The sequence below is a fragment of the Acinetobacter sp. SH20PTE14 genome, assembly GCF_021391555.1.
Lineage (GTDB): Bacteria > Pseudomonadota > Gammaproteobacteria > Pseudomonadales > Moraxellaceae > Acinetobacter > Acinetobacter amyesii.
In genome coordinates this window covers 539,775-556,443 of record NZ_CP090067.1, presented here as the reverse complement: position 1 = coordinate 556,443, position 16,669 = coordinate 539,775, and the positions used below count along the sequence as shown (strand labels likewise).

General features: G+C 43.9%; 15 protein-coding genes. 1 reads left to right on the top strand and 14 read right to left on the bottom strand.

Going from position 1 to position 16,669, the window contains the following annotated elements:
• Positions 1–44 precede the first annotated feature (44 nt).
• The 14 genes from LXF01_RS02770 to cysM all read right to left on the bottom strand — a co-directional run bounded on the left by LXF01_RS02770 (position 45) and on the right by cysM (position 13,611).
• A complete protein-coding gene (locus LXF01_RS02770) occupies positions 45–464 on the bottom strand; it encodes an acyl-CoA thioesterase (protein ID WP_180134499.1) in 420 nt (139 codons plus the stop codon).
• A gap of 15 nt (positions 465–479) precedes the next feature.
• Positions 480–2,003 (bottom strand): HAL/PAL/TAL family ammonia-lyase, encoded by a 1,524-nt coding sequence (locus LXF01_RS02765; RefSeq protein ID WP_180177116.1) that lies wholly within the window; start codon positions 2,001–2,003, stop codon positions 480–482.
• Between the two features lie 5 nt (positions 2,004–2,008).
• Complete coding sequence (locus LXF01_RS02760) at positions 2,009–2,887, bottom strand: LpxL/LpxP family acyltransferase (protein ID WP_218954599.1); 879 nt, start codon at positions 2,885–2,887, stop codon at positions 2,009–2,011.
• A gap of 68 nt (positions 2,888–2,955) precedes the next feature.
• The gene (locus LXF01_RS02755) at positions 2,956–3,690 is read right to left on the bottom strand and encodes a glycosyltransferase family 2 protein (RefSeq protein WP_180177118.1); all 735 of its coding nucleotides are present in this window, start codon (positions 3,688–3,690) and stop codon (positions 2,956–2,958) included.
• A 15-nt stretch (positions 3,691–3,705) separates the two neighbouring features.
• Positions 3,706–5,373: an AMP-binding protein gene (locus tag LXF01_RS02750; protein ID WP_233944988.1), complete on the bottom strand. Its 1,668-nt coding sequence runs from the start codon at positions 5,371–5,373 to the stop codon at positions 3,706–3,708.
• 54 nt (positions 5,374–5,427) lie between these two features.
• Complete coding sequence (locus tag LXF01_RS02745) at positions 5,428–5,982, bottom strand: septation protein IspZ (RefSeq protein WP_180177120.1); 555 nt, start codon at positions 5,980–5,982, stop codon at positions 5,428–5,430.
• The gene (locus tag LXF01_RS02740) at positions 5,979–6,227 is read right to left on the bottom strand and encodes an acyl carrier protein (RefSeq protein WP_111885456.1); all 249 of its coding nucleotides are present in this window, start codon (positions 6,225–6,227) and stop codon (positions 5,979–5,981) included. The genes LXF01_RS02745 and LXF01_RS02740 overlap by 4 nt, the downstream gene beginning before the upstream one ends.
• 9 nt (positions 6,228–6,236) lie before the next feature.
• On the bottom strand, positions 6,237–6,497 hold the full coding sequence (locus LXF01_RS02735) for a phosphopantetheine-binding protein (protein WP_086178413.1): 261 nt from the start codon (positions 6,495–6,497) through the stop codon (positions 6,237–6,239).
• Positions 6,481–7,293, bottom strand: coding sequence for a lysophospholipid acyltransferase family protein (locus LXF01_RS02730; RefSeq protein WP_180177121.1), 813 nt, complete (start codon positions 7,291–7,293; stop codon positions 6,481–6,483). The genes LXF01_RS02735 and LXF01_RS02730 overlap by 17 nt, the downstream gene beginning before the upstream one ends.
• A complete protein-coding gene (locus tag LXF01_RS02725; RefSeq protein ID WP_111885454.1) occupies positions 7,287–7,910 on the bottom strand; it encodes a beta-ketoacyl synthase chain length factor in 624 nt (207 codons plus the stop codon). The genes LXF01_RS02730 and LXF01_RS02725 overlap by 7 nt, the downstream gene beginning before the upstream one ends.
• A 194-nt stretch (positions 7,911–8,104) precedes the next feature.
• Positions 8,105–10,411 carry a RelA/SpoT family protein gene (locus LXF01_RS02720; protein WP_078194183.1) on the bottom strand — a complete coding sequence of 769 codons (2,307 nt, stop codon included), beginning with the start codon at positions 10,409–10,411 and terminating at the stop codon, positions 8,105–8,107.
• Positions 10,412–10,435: 24 nt separating this feature from the next.
• Positions 10,436–11,833 carry a 23S rRNA (uracil(1939)-C(5))-methyltransferase RlmD gene (gene rlmD / locus LXF01_RS02715; RefSeq protein WP_180102845.1) on the bottom strand — a complete coding sequence of 466 codons (1,398 nt, stop codon included), beginning with the start codon at positions 11,831–11,833 and terminating at the stop codon, positions 10,436–10,438.
• Positions 11,834–11,839: 6 nt separating this feature from the next.
• A complete protein-coding gene (locus tag LXF01_RS02710) occupies positions 11,840–12,658 on the bottom strand; it encodes a 3'-5' exonuclease (protein WP_180004601.1) in 819 nt (272 codons plus the stop codon).
• A 32-nt stretch (positions 12,659–12,690) separates the two neighbouring features.
• Positions 12,691–13,611 (bottom strand): cysteine synthase CysM, encoded by a 921-nt coding sequence (cysM, locus tag LXF01_RS02705; RefSeq protein WP_078191278.1) that lies wholly within the window; start codon positions 13,609–13,611, stop codon positions 12,691–12,693.
• Positions 13,612–13,764: 153 nt separating this feature from the next.
• On the opposite strand from cysM, the gene LXF01_RS02700 reads away from it, so the two are divergent.
• Entirely contained in the window at positions 13,765–16,572 is a 2,808-nt protein-coding gene (locus LXF01_RS02700) for a GacS-like sensor histidine kinase (protein WP_233944987.1), read from the top strand.
• Positions 16,573–16,669 lie beyond the last annotated feature (97 nt).

The window sequence follows — 16,669 nt, the reverse complement described above, 5'->3', positions numbered from 1 at the left end:
GCGGCAATACTGCTTTTAAAATAGGAGATCGAATATTCATCCTACTACTCCGCTTTAAATTCAGACCATACATTTAAACAGTCCAATAAAATTTGAGGCGACTGATAACACATTTCACGTGTTGCAATCTTCACTGCCACTTGCGTGGTATAACCTTTAGTGAGGCGTCTGCCCGAAATTGCATCAAAAATCTGATACTCAATTTTCAGACGGTTTTCCCATTCTTTTAAAATTGCGCGTACACGGATTTTTTGTTCAAATTCGATGCCCTGCACGTAGCGCACATGGCTTTCAATTACAGGCCATACATAGCCTGAATCACGCATTTGCGTATAGTTATAATGAAACTGATCCAGCAGCTTACAGCGGGCAATTTCAAAATATTTTAAATAATGCCCATGCCAAACCACATTCATTGTGTCCACATCATGAAAAGGCACATCAATAATCACATCTGCATGCATCGCTTTATCCTTGGCTTATACAGCAATGCTGTTCAAAAGTTCTAAATTTTCAAAACGGTTGACCAGCGCCTGCAGCTCGTTTTGTAAAGGGCGATCTTCCTCCACATAGTTGAAGCTTTGAAGCACCCACTGTTGAAATGCTGTTAATACTGGACTGAGTTCTGTATCTAAACCTTTCAATTGAACCGCCTGCACAGCAGCACAGCTCAATGCCGCCATTACCTGTTCAGTCAGCGCAATCACACGACTCGCATCACGCGCTGCAATGGTTCCCATACTGACTTTATCTTGATTATGACATTCAGTTGAACGAGAAAAAATTGATGCTGACAAAGTCTGTTTCAGTGCTTCTGCTGTCCATGCCGACACCCCAATTTGCACGGCTTTAAATCCATGATTCAACGGCATGCGTTCTGGGCTTGAACCCGTCAAGTTGCGCGGCAGGCCGTTATTCATTTTGTAATCGACCAATTGCGCGAGCTGGCGGTCCATCAAGTCTGCAATATTGGCAATCATGATTTTTAAACTGTCCATGGCCTGCGCAATATGACCGCCATAGAAATGTCCGCCATGCAGTACACGCAAATTCACAGGATCAATCAATGGATTGTCATTGCTGGAATTTAATTCATTTTCAATAAACTGGCGCAGCCACACTTTTGAGTCTTCAAATACGCCAATAATATGCGGTGCACAGCGCAGTGAGTAACGGTCCTGCAGACGTGAACTTTGGTGCTCTGTCTGCACTTGGCTGTTCAGCCAAACACGCAGTTGCGCAGCAATCTGCTGCTGGCCTGGATGCGGCTTTTGCGCAAATAAGACCTCATCAAAATGGCTTGGATTACCTTCCAGCGCCAAGACATTCAATGCTGTCACCATGGTGCTGGTCAAGGCTATCTGTTCTGCTTTTTTATAATTCAAGCAGGCAATAGCCGTCATCACTGCCGTGCCATTCATCAACGCCAAACCTTCTTTAGGGCGCATCACTAAAGGCTGCATGCCTTTTTCAGCATATACCTCTGCAATGGGTACAATCTTGCCTTGATAATACACATCACGCTCACCGACCAAAGCACCCGCAATATAAGACAATGGGGTTAAATCACCGCTAGCGCCGACAGAACCTTCCGATGGAATGACGGGAATCACATCTTCATTCAGCATCCACGCCAAACGCTGCAGCAAGGCATGCGATACACCTGAATAGCCACGTGCCAGCGAACATAACCGTACGGCAACCACTGCACGCGCGGTGATTAAATCCAAATTTTGGCCCATACCGCAGCCATGAAAGCGTGACAAATGCAAAGGCAATTCATTCACTTGATGCGGTGGAATTTCCACAAGGCAAGAATCGCCATAGCCTGTGGTTACGCCATAAATAACGCCTTCATCCTGCAATAACTGATCGAGAAAATCTGCGCCGCGCTGAATCAATGCATTCCACTCATCTGAAGCAGGCAGTGCTACTTGATGTTCTTTACGCGCAACAGCCACAATATCTTCAATGCTGAGAGCGAATTCCCCAATCGTTAACACAAGACTTATCCTTTATTCCAAAAATTATAAAAATTAAACCATTGATACGGCGCACGCATGCAATGCTTTTCCAGCAGCTGCACATATTGCCGAGTGGTCTGCTGCATGGCTTGCATGCGCTCTTTACGCGGCCAGTTCAGCTGATCGGCCACTTTATGAATATGCACTTCAAAATGCGCTTGCACCCGATAGCAAAACACCGCCAAAACGGGCGCTTTCAATAAACTTGCCAAAATCCACGCGCCTTGCGGCCACAGCGCCTGTTCCCCTAAAAACTCAACAGGCTGGACACGGCCAGACTGCACAGGTACACGGTCGGCAGCCACAATCACCCACTCACCTTGATCCAGCTTATCTTGCAAAATCAATGCGGTTTCAATACCCAACTCATCTACCGAAACCAAATTCACATCGGCATGCTCATTCAGCTTCTTTAAAAATTCATTAAATTTTGTCGCGTGCTTTTGATAGACCAGCACATTAATTTTTTGCGGATGCTCAGATTTCACTGCTCGCAGCAGCTCGATATTGCCAAAATGCGACACCACAATCACTGCGCCTTTTTGGTAATGCGCACGGAAATGTTCATGCCCATGCAGCTGCAGTTCTTGCTCGGCCACATTGCCCAGCCAGCCTTCAATTTTATCTAAAATGCATTCGCCAAACTGCATGAGATGCGTATAGGTCTGCCCCATATGCGGCTCAGACGCAAAAGGTGATTGACTGCCTGCAAAATAATGCAGCTTTTTTAAATACAGTAAAGAAGCTTGGCGTGCTGTGTTTGAAAACAGCCAATACCACATAATCACAAAATACAGCACCAATCTGCACAGCCAGCGTCCACCCAATCGGTAAAAGCCGAGCATCAGCATCAGTGGCAACATGCCGCCACGCTCTTTGATGCTGCTCCATTTGGGAGTCTTTTGTTCTGACACGTTTTGCTCTGACACGCTTAGCCTTTCACTTTGTAATACAGCAATTTGGGTAAACGCAGCAGCATGCCGCCCAATAACCGGCTATGCGCGCGAGCCATCCCTAAATTATCTCGCCAAACATTAAAATGCGAAATACCGTCTTCAGGATAGATGACCCGCGTCGGCACATTCACAAAATGTACATTTTCCCATTTCAAGCGCACCAAAATTTCTGAGTCAAAGCCCATACGGGGCTGAAATTTAGCGCTATTCAGTACTTTTACTGTCTGCGCCAGCGGATAAACTCGAAAACCGCACATACTGTCTTTAATTTCAAAGGATAGGCTGTTAATCCACACCCAAATGTGCGTGGCATAACGGCCATATAAGCGTTTTTTCGGCACAGATTCATCAAATACAGGCAGACCAATCACCATCGCTTCTGGATGCTGCGTCGAGGCATCTAAAAAGTGCTGAATATCATTCCAGTCATGCTGACCATCCGAGTCTAATTGCAAGGCGTGACTATAGCCCTGCTTATATGCATGCTGCAGCCCCGTCATAACCGCCCCGCCCTTGCCTTGATTGACTTCATGCTCAACCAAATCCAGTAAAGGATTATCTGCAGCCAATGACCGCAGCACCGCTGTACATTCAGCATCACTGCCATCATTCACCATAATAATAGGCAACTGAAAAACGTTTAGATGCGTAGTTAAGGCCGCCAAATAATGCGGATGGTTGTAAACTGGAATTACAAAGCAATGCTGCATTCTTATACCCTCGGCTTATTCTTCCACCGCTGAAACAGCAAACAGCAGCCGCCCAGAAGCCAATGTTTTATCGTGTTGTTTCAGTTCAAAACTGACTTTGTGCGCCTTTCGCATCAAGGATAAATCCACACATTGATAAGGACGAATCAAGTCCTGAAATTTTAACTGCTCAAAACCATTGCACCATTGCAAATCCGCCCAATGCTGCTTTGCAAAATGCTGAATGAAGCCAATTTGACCAACGCCTGGATAAATTGGAAAATTCGGAAAATGTCCTTTAAAGCATTCTAACTCAGGACTGAATTCCAGCGCTAAATTAAGCTGCTCATCGTGTATCTGCTGTGTCAAAATTACAGGCAGCTGCATTGGCTGAAACAAAGACTTTAAATACTGCTTATTGAGTTTTGATTGTGCATTTTGCGGCATCAGGGACAAGAAGCGCCATTGCCGCGGAATGGCAATGCTTTCCAGCTTTTCACTTAATTGTTTTTTTAGCTGCGCTACGAATGCCGCTTTGCCCATTTCCTGCAGATGCTGACGCGCTTCATCCGTCAGCACAGCCACCGCGGCTAAAATTTGACGGTGCTCTTTTTCATACACCAAAACGTGGCATTGCTGTACAGCATTTAAATCTGCAATTTTCAGCTCAATGGCATCGAGGCTTAAACGCTTTTCTTCCAGTTTCACAATTCGGTCTAAACGGCCCAGCAATCGAAATGGGCTCTTAGGGTTCGCCATTTCTGTCAGTTCGACTTTATCACCCGTCAAAATCCAGTCTGTACTAAATGCATGATTGGTTTTGACTGCCAATTCTTGCTGTTCCTGAGCCTGAATATCAACATTGGCAAAAGGAGTCCATAAGGCATCATCCTGCTGACGATGCGCAATTCCGCCTGTTTCAGAACTGCCAAACACTTCTGTAATGGGACTGTTCAAATATGGGCGGACACCCGCATCCAGCTTGCCGCCAGAGGAATACACCGTAATACAGTCTTGCAACAGCACATCCTTGGTCCAGCGCTTGAGCAAGGCTGGGCTGGAAATCACATAGTTTGGCAGCTGTAAATGCGCAATTTTCTTTTGAATATCGGCCACATCTTCAGGAAAGGCCAATTGCTTTTGATAAAAGCTGCGCCCGCTCGCCAAAGGCCACAGCAGTTTAAATAGTAAGCCATATATATGCTGATGACTGACTGTTGCAATTGCGATGGCCTGTTCGGGCAAAGTAAAGCTAGCATCTAGGCCGCAAACTTCATTAAACAGCTGCTGTAAGGTGCGAGGAATTTTTTTCGGTTGGCCTGTAGAGCCTGATGTATAAAAATACACCTGCGCCTGATTTAAAAAGGCGTCATCAAATTCAAAAGTTTCTTGATGCTTTTTATCTGAGCTTTTACTACGTTTTAGAAAATAGATCTGCTCGGCAGCCAATTCTTTTTCTAAGTCACTGACACGGTTTGGCGGCAGCAATACCTGTTTTTTTGCCTGCAAAGCAGCAAATAGCAGCACCAAAAACTCATAGCTGTCTTGTTCCCACAGCGCCCAAACAGGTTCAGATGACATGCGGATCTGAGCTGCCTGCAGCGCAACATCCTGCCAAAAATCCTGAAATGAAATTTCACGTAGATCAGACTGAATACATAAAGTTCGGGATGAATGCAGATGGTGCTGAAAATGACAAGACATAAATGTTATTTCTAAACCGTGATTATTTTCTAAATTAAAAAAATGAAAATGACGCTATTTTTGCGCCTGATGCAATCGCTGCTGGCGTTTGCGCAGCAGGTACTCTCCGAGCAATAAAATACCCATCAACATATAGGAAATAAAACCGTTATACAGCACCCAAATCTTCATTGACACAAAATACACCGTCCATAATGCAATCAGCGCATTGATAGCAAAAAATCCGCACCACACTTTGGTGACTTGACGTGTCCAATGCACGCCTTCTGGCGGTAAGTCTGGCTCAGCTAACCGCGCAAAGCGCTCAATCATGGATGGCGGTTTGATTAAGGTCATACTGAAAATAATCAAAGCACCCACATTCATGCAGACTGGGTACAGTTTTAGCCACGCATGATCTTTAAGTATCAAGCTTAGCCCACCGCAGAGTATAGCAAAGCCGGTCAAAGGCCACAGCAAAGCATTGCCCTTGCTGAACATGCGCATCATGCCCAGTGCAATCAGCAGCACACTCACCCATGCATAGTGGCCTTTTGCCAAACCATAGCCGACAAAAAAAGGATAGAGAATCAATCCGATTACTGCTATCCCTTTAAAAACTGCATTCATTCAGCTGACATATTCTGAATGACGGCTACAACGTCCTGTACGGTGCGGACATTTTTAAAATCTTCCGGATTTACTTGCTTACCGGTTAATTCTTTAATCTTTACGACCAAATCAATCGCATCGATGCTGTCTACATCCAAATCTGTTGCCAGATTGGACTCAAGCTGTACATCTTCAGGCGCGATTTCAAACAATTCGTCCATCCATTCGCGCAATTTTTCTAAAACGGTTTCTTGTGCAAGCATAGCAACCTCTTATGCTGTTTTCTGAGCTTCAACTAAAGCCACTAAGCTTTGAATTGATTTAAAGTGTTCTTTGGTTTCTGCAGACTCTGCATTTAAATGAATGCCGTAACGCTTTTTCAATGCCAAGCCCAGCTCCAATGCATCAATTGAATCCAAACCCAGACCGTCGCCAAATAAAGGCGCTTCTGTTTCAATGTCTGCAATGGTGATGTCTTCTAGGGCAAGCACATCAATAATCATTTGCTTCAATTCATCAGCAAGATTGTTCATTTAAGGATAACTCTTGGTTAAAAAACCACTGTAATTGTTGATTTAATTGACGTACATTTTTTGGATTGACCGTTACATCATCCAATACGTCTTCCACTTGGATCGCATCCAAAACTTTCACGTGAATATGAAAAGGCTGTTCTGGGATGTGATACCACTTTTCATTTTTGGTCAGGGTCGAAGGTGTACATGTAATCAGTACTGGCCGAATCAGCACACCTGCGCGCAAGGCAATATTGGCAGCGCCGCGCTGAAAGTCATTCAGCTGCTTATCTTTTTCAGTCCGTGTCCCTTCTGGGAAAATCAGTAATGATGCCGCTTTATCCTGCTGCAGTTTGTTCACGCAATCCTGAATAAATTGTTCTGAACCTGCATTTAGAATATAGCCCGCACTCTGCACAGGGCCTTTGGTAAATGGGTTAGACCACAGCGTCTGTTTGACCACGCAATTTGCCTGTTCCATTAAACCAATTAATATCACAACGTCAATCAGTGTCGGATGATTGGCAATCACCAACTCCTGCTGACTGTGCTGCAGTTTTTCCAGCCCTTCAACTTCATAGGTCATAATGCCTAGCTTAACCATCATTTCAGTAAAGCCTTTAAAGCTGTGCTTAATGACTTTTTGCGTGCGCTGTATGCGTAAGGCTTCATCTTGGGTACTGAGTTTCACCAAAGGCGCAACAAGGCCACCTATCGCTGCTCCACCTGCTCCAAAGCTGGCAAAACTAAAGCCTGTCGCACCGACACGCCAGACATAATTGGCTTTTTTCTTGATATTTTTTAAGTTCAGCATTTTGTCCACGCAGCGCTTTCAAATTGACTGTCATCTTGCCAGAAATGATAAAATTGTAATGCCTGCTGAAAATACGTCTGTATGTCCGAATGGTGAGAAAGATCCAGCTTTAAATTTTCAGGTTGCAGTGAAACCAATGCGCTCATAGCAAAAGCAGTAAAGGGCTGATGTTCAGCATACAGTTCAGGTAAGGCTTCATCATAATACACCACCAACGCGCGGCTGGCTTCGGGCATCGTCTTGAGCCAAGCATAGGCTTCAATCAATGCATCATTCCAAGAACCAGCTAAACTGGTTGAAGGAGTAGCGTCTTTGCATAAGATCGAATACAGACCGGATACAGCGTTATGTACAGAAGTTGAAAACTGCGTCGGCGATGGTGTTTGCTCATGCAGCACATCTTCTAAAATTTTCAGGGTCTTGGTTTCATCACCATACTGCGAAACCCATACAATATAGTCAACGCGCTGTTTTGCCAAAACCTGCATAGCCGAGTTTAAAGCCAGCTTCGCCACCAATGACAAACGGCGACGCTGCATTGCAGGAATTTGCTCTAAGGCAGGAAATACCTCATCGGCCCGGCTCATCACCAGCCGAGACATATTCATAAGCACCATGCGCTGTATTTCCTTAGCCTTTAAAACATATATTTCAGAATGGTGCGGATTATAGCATTGACGATTTTTTTTTTACAGAATATATGTTGACCGTATGAAATATCATAGATTTAGTTATATTTCCCCATGAAATAATATAAATGCCAAAATATAAAAAACCCGCACGCAGCGGGTTTTTTTATACAGCTTTATTTTTAGCTACCTTGTACCAATCGACGTGCGCTAATAATGCCTGGTTGTTGCTCTAGACGTGCCAACAGTTTCGACAACTGCGCCAAGCCTTTCACTTCAATCAATAGCTTCATATTGGCAATACCATCACTCTCGGAAATGGTATTCACCTGACGAATATTGATTTGGTCTGAGAAAATCACTTGAGTCAGATCTTTAAGCAAACCACGACGGTCATAAGCTTCCACCACGATTTGCACACTTTGACCACGAGTTGGCTGCATTTCCCAATCCGCTTCAACCGCACGTTCAGGCTCTTGCCCAATCATACGGATATAATCCGGACATGCGACCTTATGGATACTTACGCCACGATTCAGGGTGATATAACCAGCAATCGATTCACCATGCACAGGCTGACAACACTGAGCAATGTGTAGTTCTACATTGTCCAAACCATCAATCAAAATACCATGCGCCGAAAGCGTATGACTTGCACGTGGGTTCAAGGTTGGTTTTAACACCAGTTCAGGCTCATCCTGATCGAGGTGCATATGACGGTTAACCTGATTGATTAAAGCATGCAAGCTAATGTCACCACTCACCAAGCCAATCAATATATCTTCACCCAATTTCACATTAAAATGATTGCAGTAATCATTCAAATCGATACTTTTCGGGTGAATCGCCAAACGTGATAATTCTTTATTCAGAATCTCACGTCCCACTTCCAAGTTTTTACTACGGTCTTGCTGACGGAACCAATGACGCAACTTATCACGTGCACGAGCCGTCTTGATATAACCCAGCGAGTTTACCAACCAATCTCGGTTAGGCTCACGATCTTTCTTGGTTAAAATCTCGACCTGTTCCCCAGTTTTGAGGGTATAGGTTAAAGGTACATAACGTTGGTTCACCCGTGCTGCATAGCACTTGTTGCCCACTTCAGTATGCACATGATAGGCAAAGTCAAGCACGGTCGAACCGCGTGGTAATTCTTTGATATCACCATCACGACTGAACACATAGATTTTCTCAAAATCTTCAAACTCTTGGATTTGTTCGAAGTTTTCAGAAGCCTCATCTTCTTTATGGGCGCTAGCATCATTTCGTTCTTGATAATGTTCAAGCACTGCACGTAAAGAATGTAAGCGATGATTAAATGAATAATCTGTGGTTTTAGAACCTTCTTTATAGTTAAAGTGCGAACACACCCCGAGCTCAGCTTCTTCGTGCATATTATGCGTACGAATTTGCACTTCTAAAGATTTGTTCTCTGCAATCACGGCCGTGTGCAGTGAGCGATAACCATTGGCTTTCGGGTTGGTAATATAATCATCGAACTGATGCGGAATATGACGCCAAATCTGATGAACGATCCCCAGTGTGTGATAACACTCAGGTACATTATCCACCAAAACGCGAACTGCTCGAATGTCATAAAGCTGATCAAAGCTCAGGTTCTTACTCTTCATTTTTCGATAAATCGAATAAATGTGTTTCACCCGACCATTAATCTCGGCCTCAATGCCATGATCTAATAGTTCTTTACGCAACTTTTCTGTCACGAACTGAATATATTGTTCACGCTCTAAACGTTTTTCATTCAGTAAAGAGGCAATTTCTTTATAGCGTTCAGGTGCAAGATAACGGAAAGCAAGATCTTCAAGCTCCCACTTAAGCTGTGCAATCCCTAAACGGTGCGCGAGCGGCGAGTAAATGGTTAAAATTTCTCGTGCGACACGCTCTTGACGTTCTTTGGTTGAATGCGCTAGCTCACGTAATGCATAAGTACGTTCAGAAAGTTTGATTAATACAACACGAACATCTTCGGTCACCGAAATCAGCATTTTATAAATGCCGGTCAAATGTTCACGTTGGTTATTATTAAAATGATCTTCTAGACGTTTATTTTGCTCAATCAGATCAGACAACTTACCCATAGCAAGCGTGCCTTTGACCAAAGCATGCACTTGATCGCCAAATTTGCTTTGGACTTCTTCTAAACTGGTTACGCCTTCACGAACACTTCGATACAGCATGGCTGCTGATAACGTATCTTCATCCGCATACAGATGAGCAAGAATATCCGCCATTTCAATACCCGTATAAAAGGTATTCGAGCGATGGTTGACCGTTGTTTCAAGTTCATTCTGCAAGGTCAGATGTGCAACTTCTTCGAGTTGCTTTAGAGGAGCCCCGTCAAACATGCCACTCACGCGCTCTAGCCATTCAGCTAGATCATGCTGTGCTTGCTCGGCATGTTCTACAGTCGTTTCCTGTGACAACTCATTGAGACGTCCAGGTAATTGTTCACGTACTGTGACCATACCCTACTCCTAGTTTTCTACGCTTCATAACTTTTGATCGTTTATCTGATTTTCTTTTTCGAACAAAGCAATCGATTCGACATGCCCTGTATGGGTAAACATGTCCATGACACCCGCTTTTTTCAAACGGTAGCCTTGTTGTACCAGCATTCCAGCATCGCGTGCTAGTGTTGCAGGATTACATGACACATAAACGATTCTTTTTGCACCAAATTTGGGCACATAACGCATTATTTCTTCTGCACCAGAACGTGGTGGGTCTATCAATAATGCATCAAATCCTTGTTTTGCCCAAGAATGATGCGAAAAATCTTTTGTTAAATCTTGTGAATAAAATTTCAGTTGCGAAAGGCCATTGTTTTGTGCATTTTCTGCACCACGCTGAACCATTTCTTCACTCCCTTCAACTGCAACGACTTGACCCGTTGAACCCACACATTGAGCAAGTGGTAAAGAAAAGTTTCCTAAGCCACAAAACAGATCTAGAACTCGCTCACCCTGTTGTAACTGAAGCAATTCACATGCCAGTTTCACCATTTGCGGATTAATCGTGGAATTCACTTGCGTGAAGTCCTGAGGATTAAAGCCAAATTCCACAGCAAAGTCACTTAGACCATAGTGCAGACGCATCGGTGCATCGGGATGATCCACGCGATGTAAGCTGTCTGGCCCTTCAGGTTGTAAGTACAGTTGCCACTCTTTATGTAACGCAAATTTTACTAATTGGTTGACATCTTCCGCGCAAAGTTCCGCCGTATGACGAATCAGGAGGGCAATTTCTTGATCTCCCATGGCCAGTTCCATATGCCCAATATCTGCTTTACCTTGCAGACCTTGTAACAGTTGTTTGAGTGTGGTGATGGAGCCAAACTCACGATCCAACACCATACAACGGTCAATCGAAGTCAGTTTATTTGACTGGCTCTCACGAAAGCCAACCACGAGCTTATCTTTTGCAGGTAGGTAACGCACGCCAATACGTGCTTTGCGACGGTAATCTTCACGCAATGAACGTAAAGGAGCTAACCATTGATCAGGCTGAATGCCGGCAAAATGTTGCAAATGTGATTGTAAAACGTCTTGTTTTAAACGAATTTGCTCATCTGGATGGATATGCTGCATGCTACAACCACCACAGACCCCATAATGTGGGCAGGCCGGTTTTACCCGTAAAGCAGACTCTTCACTCAGTAATTCAAGACTGTCTGCTTCTTCAAGACGCTTAACGACATTGGTAATACGCGCACGCACTGTTTCACCCGGCAAGGCATAACGGATAAAGACTTTCTTACCGTGTTTTTCTGCAGGATGATCTGGATGCGTGCCAAAGTGCGCTATGCCTCGCCCCTCATGTGAAAGCGATTCAACCTGAAATGTATAAATGGGTTGTTGGGCTTTTTGGGGTTTGGCTTTGTGTTTCATGCGTACCTAATGTGTGGAAGATGGGAAATCAGATTGGGTGAATTCGGTACGTTGCGAGGTTTGCTGCCATACCGATAAAAAATCAGCGTGTTGCGGCTGAGTTTGTAAATATTGAATCGTGCTTTGAATCAGGTGCTGATGATCATTTAACAATAACTGTCCTTTCAGCAACAGCCAGCGTAAATAAATCAACCATGTATTGAGCACATCACCTTCACAGTAGCTGGTCAGTTCCATCCACTGTTGTTCACGCACATATTCAGGCACATGGTAGCCACCATCACCACGTTTACCGGGGAAACCGAGTAAATGTGCTGCATCGTCGAGCTTTTGAAAATGACGACCATGGAACATGGCCATGACATCCATCAAATCTACATGACGATGATGATAACGATTCTGGTAGTTATTATAGCGCTTTTGCGTATCAATCTCGCCCTGATCGAACAAACTTGGTGCAGATAGTCCGTGATACATGGCACGGAACAAAATCACAGGCAAATCAAACTGTGAACCGTTCCAACTGACCAAGGTCGGATGACGCTTTTCAAAAATAGAAACGAATTTTTTTAAAATTTCAGCTTCGCTATTGTCTTCACGGCTAAATGAAAACAACTTCATGCCCTTTTCATCAATCCATAGTCCAGAGATACAGACAATTTCATGCAAGGCCAAACGCTGAAAATCCGTGCCCGCCTCTTGGCGACGCAGTTTAGTCAGCGCAGCATCTAGATCCACCTCAGGCAGATCCAGTCCATACAAATGCGCACCTGACTTCAAATCTGTCAGTGTTTCGATATCAAAAATTAAAACAGGTAAACGCATAAGTACTCACCAGTGCCAATCGGCCACTGTAATTATTCAGGATCAACAACAGAGAATAGACCAGTAGACAAGTATCGGTCACCACGGTCACATACGATGCAAACAATCACGGCATCCGGATTTTCTTCAGCCAATTTAACTGAAGCCCATACCGCACCACCCGATGAGGTACCTGCACTGATACCTTCTGTACGTGCTAAACGACGAGCTGTTTTTTCCGCTTCAATTTGCGGAATATCCATAATGCGATCAACACGTGAAGGGTCAAAAATCGTAGGAAGATATTCTTGTGGCCAACGGCGAATACCGGCAATGTTTGAACCTTCAGACGGTTGTAAACCAACAATTTGAATATCCGGATTTTGTTCTTTTAAATATTTCGAAATCCCCATAATGGTCCCAGTGGTTCCCATTGAGCTGACGAAATGTGTAATTTTACCGCCTGTTTGTTTCCAAATCTCAGGCCCCGTAGTGAGGTAATGTGCTTCCACATTGTCCGGGTTACCAAACTGGTTTAGGACTAAACCTTTGCCGTCTTTTTCCATTTGAAGGGCAAGATCACGTGCTTCTTCCATGTTTTCAGATTCGATCAGTTCAGCACCGTAGGCACGCATGGCATCTTTACGCTCTTGGCTAGAACTTGCAGGCATGATCAAGGTCATTTTATAGCCACGCATTGCTGCAACCATAGCTAAAGCAATCCCTGTATTTCCGCTCGTCGCTTCAATCAACGTATCACCCGGTTTAATCTGACCACGCTTTTCCGCTTGCATAATCATGTTATATGCAGGGCGATCTTTGACCGAACCCGCTGGGTTATTGCCTTCTAACTTGGCTAATACTGTTGCTTGAGTATGACTTGCCAGACGCTGTAAACGCACTAACGGCGTGTTGCCGACGTAATGGTCTAATAAAAAATCGTCTGCTTGAAAATCAGGGGTTGTATTACTCATTATTCACACCTATATCGAGGTGCGCCTATTGTATGAAAAAATGCCTTTGCCTGCACCCATTTGCCTCGCTTTTTCGTGAAAGTGATTAAAGCACAATCAGTTTTAAATAATCCATGCTAATATTCGGGGCATAAGGAATAAACTGCTTAAACCATGTCAAATATCAACAAAAAGCTTTTTAAACGCCTACACTTAAATCATGCCTATGGTCAGTTGATTGCACTTATTTTCGTGCCGATCACCATTTTGGCTTGTGTCGGTGCGATGTTGGTAATAACAGAAACCTCCAATGCAGCCAAAGCACAACAAAGACAAATGGCTGTTGCGATTCTGACGCGCTATCAACCGACATCAGAATCGGCTATAGAGTTGCTCAACCATTATCCGTGGCAGTTTGATCAAGCTCGTAATGCCATGCAAAGCATGTTGAACGAAAAACATTTGATTCGTGCTGCGATTATAGATTTCAAAGGCAATAACCGCCTGAGCATTGGCTTTCAAGATCAAGCTATTTGGCCTGCTTTTGACAGTAAAGCATCTTTTATTGGACCAATTCCACATCAGGGTAACCATGTTTATGCCCTGAAAATTTCAGATTCAACCCAGACGCCGGCATGGTTAAGCATTGAACTGGATAATCAACCGCTGCAAATTGCCCGCTATCGCGTGTTAATCGTGTTGATTGCAACAGGTTTATTGACGCTCTTATTACTTTTGCTGTGTTTGAATTTCTATTCACGTCGTTGGATTGCACCAATGTACGAAATTCGTATGCAGTTACAACGTTTAAATGCCGACACCCTAGATCAGCACATGATCATTAACAGTACTGGCGAACTCCGTTTATTACAGCGTGATATTGCCAATGTGGTTAAACGCTTGCATTTCAGTTTCTTAGAGTTACGTGAACATACCGAACAAACGGAAGATGACTTAAGACGCACCCTCGATACTTTGGAAGTGCAAAACATCACCTATCGTCAAGCTCGTGACCAAGCGATCCATGCCAATCAGTCGAAGTCGGTGTTCTTAGCCAATATTTCCCATGAACTGCGCACGCCACTTAACAGTATTGATGGCTTTATTCATCTTTTACTGCGCCAAGGCAACCTCAGTAATGAACAAAATTTATATCTACAAACGATTCGTAAATCTTCTGCGCATTTATTGGCTTTAATTAATGACGTGCTTGATTTCTCGAAAATCGATGCAGGCAAACTAGAACTTGAAACTGCGCAATTTGACTTAGAAGAAGCCGTCTTTGATGTGATGGATATGTTGTCTCCATTGGCAGCGCAAAAGCACATCGATATGACCTTCTACTATGCGGACAATGTGCCGAAATTTGTGGTTGGTGATGCCCTACGCTTCAAACAAATTTTAACCAACTTAATTTCAAATGCGATTAAGTTCACCCCAGATGGTGAAATTATTGTCCGTGTCCGTATGGAGCACGATGACATCGGTCAATGTCTGCTGCACTTTAGTGTCCAAGATAGTGGTATCGGGCTAAGTGGTACTGACCGTAAGAAACTGTTTGAATCCTTCTCGCAAGGTGATGCATCTGTGACCCGTCAATTTGGCGGTACGGGTTTAGGTCTTGCCATTTCCAAACAATTGGTCAGCCTAATGCATGGACAAATTGGTTTTGAAGATAACCAAGAACGTGCCCCAACAGAAAAAGGTTCAACCTTCTGGTTTACTGCGCGTTTTGTGGTGGATGATGAAATTGAAATTGTGCATCCACAATTTAGCAATCTACATGTTGTTTCTTATTTAGCGCATCCAGCAACCGCCAATGTCCTACGTCATTATTTAGAAAATTATGATGTTGAACATATTGAAACGCAGTCAATCCTAGATTTATTTAGCCGACTCAATCAGTTGCAAACCAATGAAAATACTTGGTTGATCGTCGACCATAGCGGCGACTCCGAAGCCTTACTGAAAGAAATTCGTCATCGTTATAGCGGTAACTTAGCGGTTTATGGCTACCAAATGATGCTCGATCCAAACATGTTGAACGAGTACCGTGCTCGCCCATTGCATCAACCCCTCAGCCGTACAGCGCTGATTCAGTTGTTGAGTAATGAGCCGTGGTTTGATCAAGAGCAACATGAAGAATTTAATGGTCAAGGTCTGCACATTTTGGCTGTCGACGATCATTTACCGAACCTGATTGTACTTGAAGCCCTGCTCTCTGAGTTAAATGTGAAAACCACCAAGGCTTTGAATGGACAAGAAGCCATTGAAATCATTCAAGCTCGCCAAGAGCAAGGTTTGACGGCTTTTGACCTCATATTTATGGATATTCAAATGCCAGTGATGTCAGGTGTCGATACCACGCGTGCCATTCGTTCACTTGAGTCGACTTTTGAAAATCATAAGCGCCTTCCAATTATCGCTTTGACGGCACATGCGCTCTCTGATGAAAAACAAAAGCTTCTGCAAAGTGGTATGGATGACTATGTCACCAAGCCCATTCAAATGGATCAAATTATTCAAATCTTGACCCAATGGACTACCGATAACTTTAAGAAAGTGCCGGTTTTAGAGCGCAGTTCAGTGATTGAAGCCCTAGAGCCGAGTATTTTAGATTGGCAACAAAGCTTGCAGCTGGCCGCGAATAAAGAAGACCTTGCAGTCGATTTACTAAAAATGCTCGTCGATAGCTTTGAGCAAGAAATCCATGAAATGGCACAGCTCATCGAAGATGAAGATTTTCCACAATTAGAGCATGTACTACATCGGCTTTATGGCGCAACCCGCTATGTGGGCGCTCCAACCCTCCAAGAGGTTTCAGGTCAATTTGAGCAATTTGTTTCGACCTTACGTAAGGAACGCCGTAAAGCGGATGACGCTTTTGTCCAAGAAACCTTGAACCGTTTTGATGAGTTAAAAAATGTCATGGCGCAAGTTGAACACGCAGCTCAACAAATCTTAGCCAAACAAAATAATTAAGCGCAGTCCGACTAAAGTCAGTGCCGTCTAGCTTCTGTTGTGACTGCACTGTCATGTATCCTGTCAGGGTGCATGCTATGCTCGGGCGCAGAAACAA

Excerpts from the sequence above, each read along its gene's own strand:
- LXF01_RS02770 (WP_180134499.1), bottom strand. The coding sequence starts at position 464 with ATGCATGCAGATGTGATTATTGATGTGCCTTTTCATGATGTGGACACA.
- LXF01_RS02760 (WP_218954599.1), bottom strand. The coding sequence starts at position 2,887 with ATGTTGCCACTGATGCTGATGCTCGGCTTTTACCGATTGGGTGGACGC.
- LXF01_RS02755 (WP_180177118.1), bottom strand. The coding sequence starts at position 3,690 with ATGCAGCATTGCTTTGTAATTCCAGTTTACAACCATCCGCATTATTTG.
- LXF01_RS02750 (WP_233944988.1), bottom strand. The coding sequence starts at position 5,373 with ATGTCTTGTCATTTTCAGCACCATCTGCATTCATCCCGAACTTTATGT.
- LXF01_RS02745 (WP_180177120.1), bottom strand. The coding sequence starts at position 5,982 with ATGAATGCAGTTTTTAAAGGGATAGCAGTAATCGGATTGATTCTCTAT.
- LXF01_RS02740 (WP_111885456.1), bottom strand. The coding sequence starts at position 6,227 with ATGCTTGCACAAGAAACCGTTTTAGAAAAATTGCGCGAATGGATGGAC.
- LXF01_RS02735 (WP_086178413.1), bottom strand. The coding sequence starts at position 6,497 with ATGAACAATCTTGCTGATGAATTGAAGCAAATGATTATTGATGTGCTT.
- LXF01_RS02730 (WP_180177121.1), bottom strand. The coding sequence starts at position 7,293 with ATGCTGAACTTAAAAAATATCAAGAAAAAAGCCAATTATGTCTGGCGT.
- LXF01_RS02725 (WP_111885454.1), bottom strand. The coding sequence starts at position 7,910 with ATGGTGCTTATGAATATGTCTCGGCTGGTGATGAGCCGGGCCGATGAG.
- LXF01_RS02720 (WP_078194183.1), bottom strand. The coding sequence starts at position 10,411 with ATGGTCACAGTACGTGAACAATTACCTGGACGTCTCAATGAGTTGTCA.
- rlmD (WP_180102845.1), bottom strand. The coding sequence starts at position 11,833 with ATGAAACACAAAGCCAAACCCCAAAAAGCCCAACAACCCATTTATACA.
- LXF01_RS02710 (WP_180004601.1), bottom strand. The coding sequence starts at position 12,658 with ATGCGTTTACCTGTTTTAATTTTTGATATCGAAACACTGACAGATTTG.
- cysM (WP_078191278.1), bottom strand. The coding sequence starts at position 13,611 with ATGAGTAATACAACCCCTGATTTTCAAGCAGACGATTTTTTATTAGAC.
- LXF01_RS02700 (WP_233944987.1), top strand. The coding sequence starts at position 13,765 with ATGTCAAATATCAACAAAAAGCTTTTTAAACGCCTACACTTAAATCAT.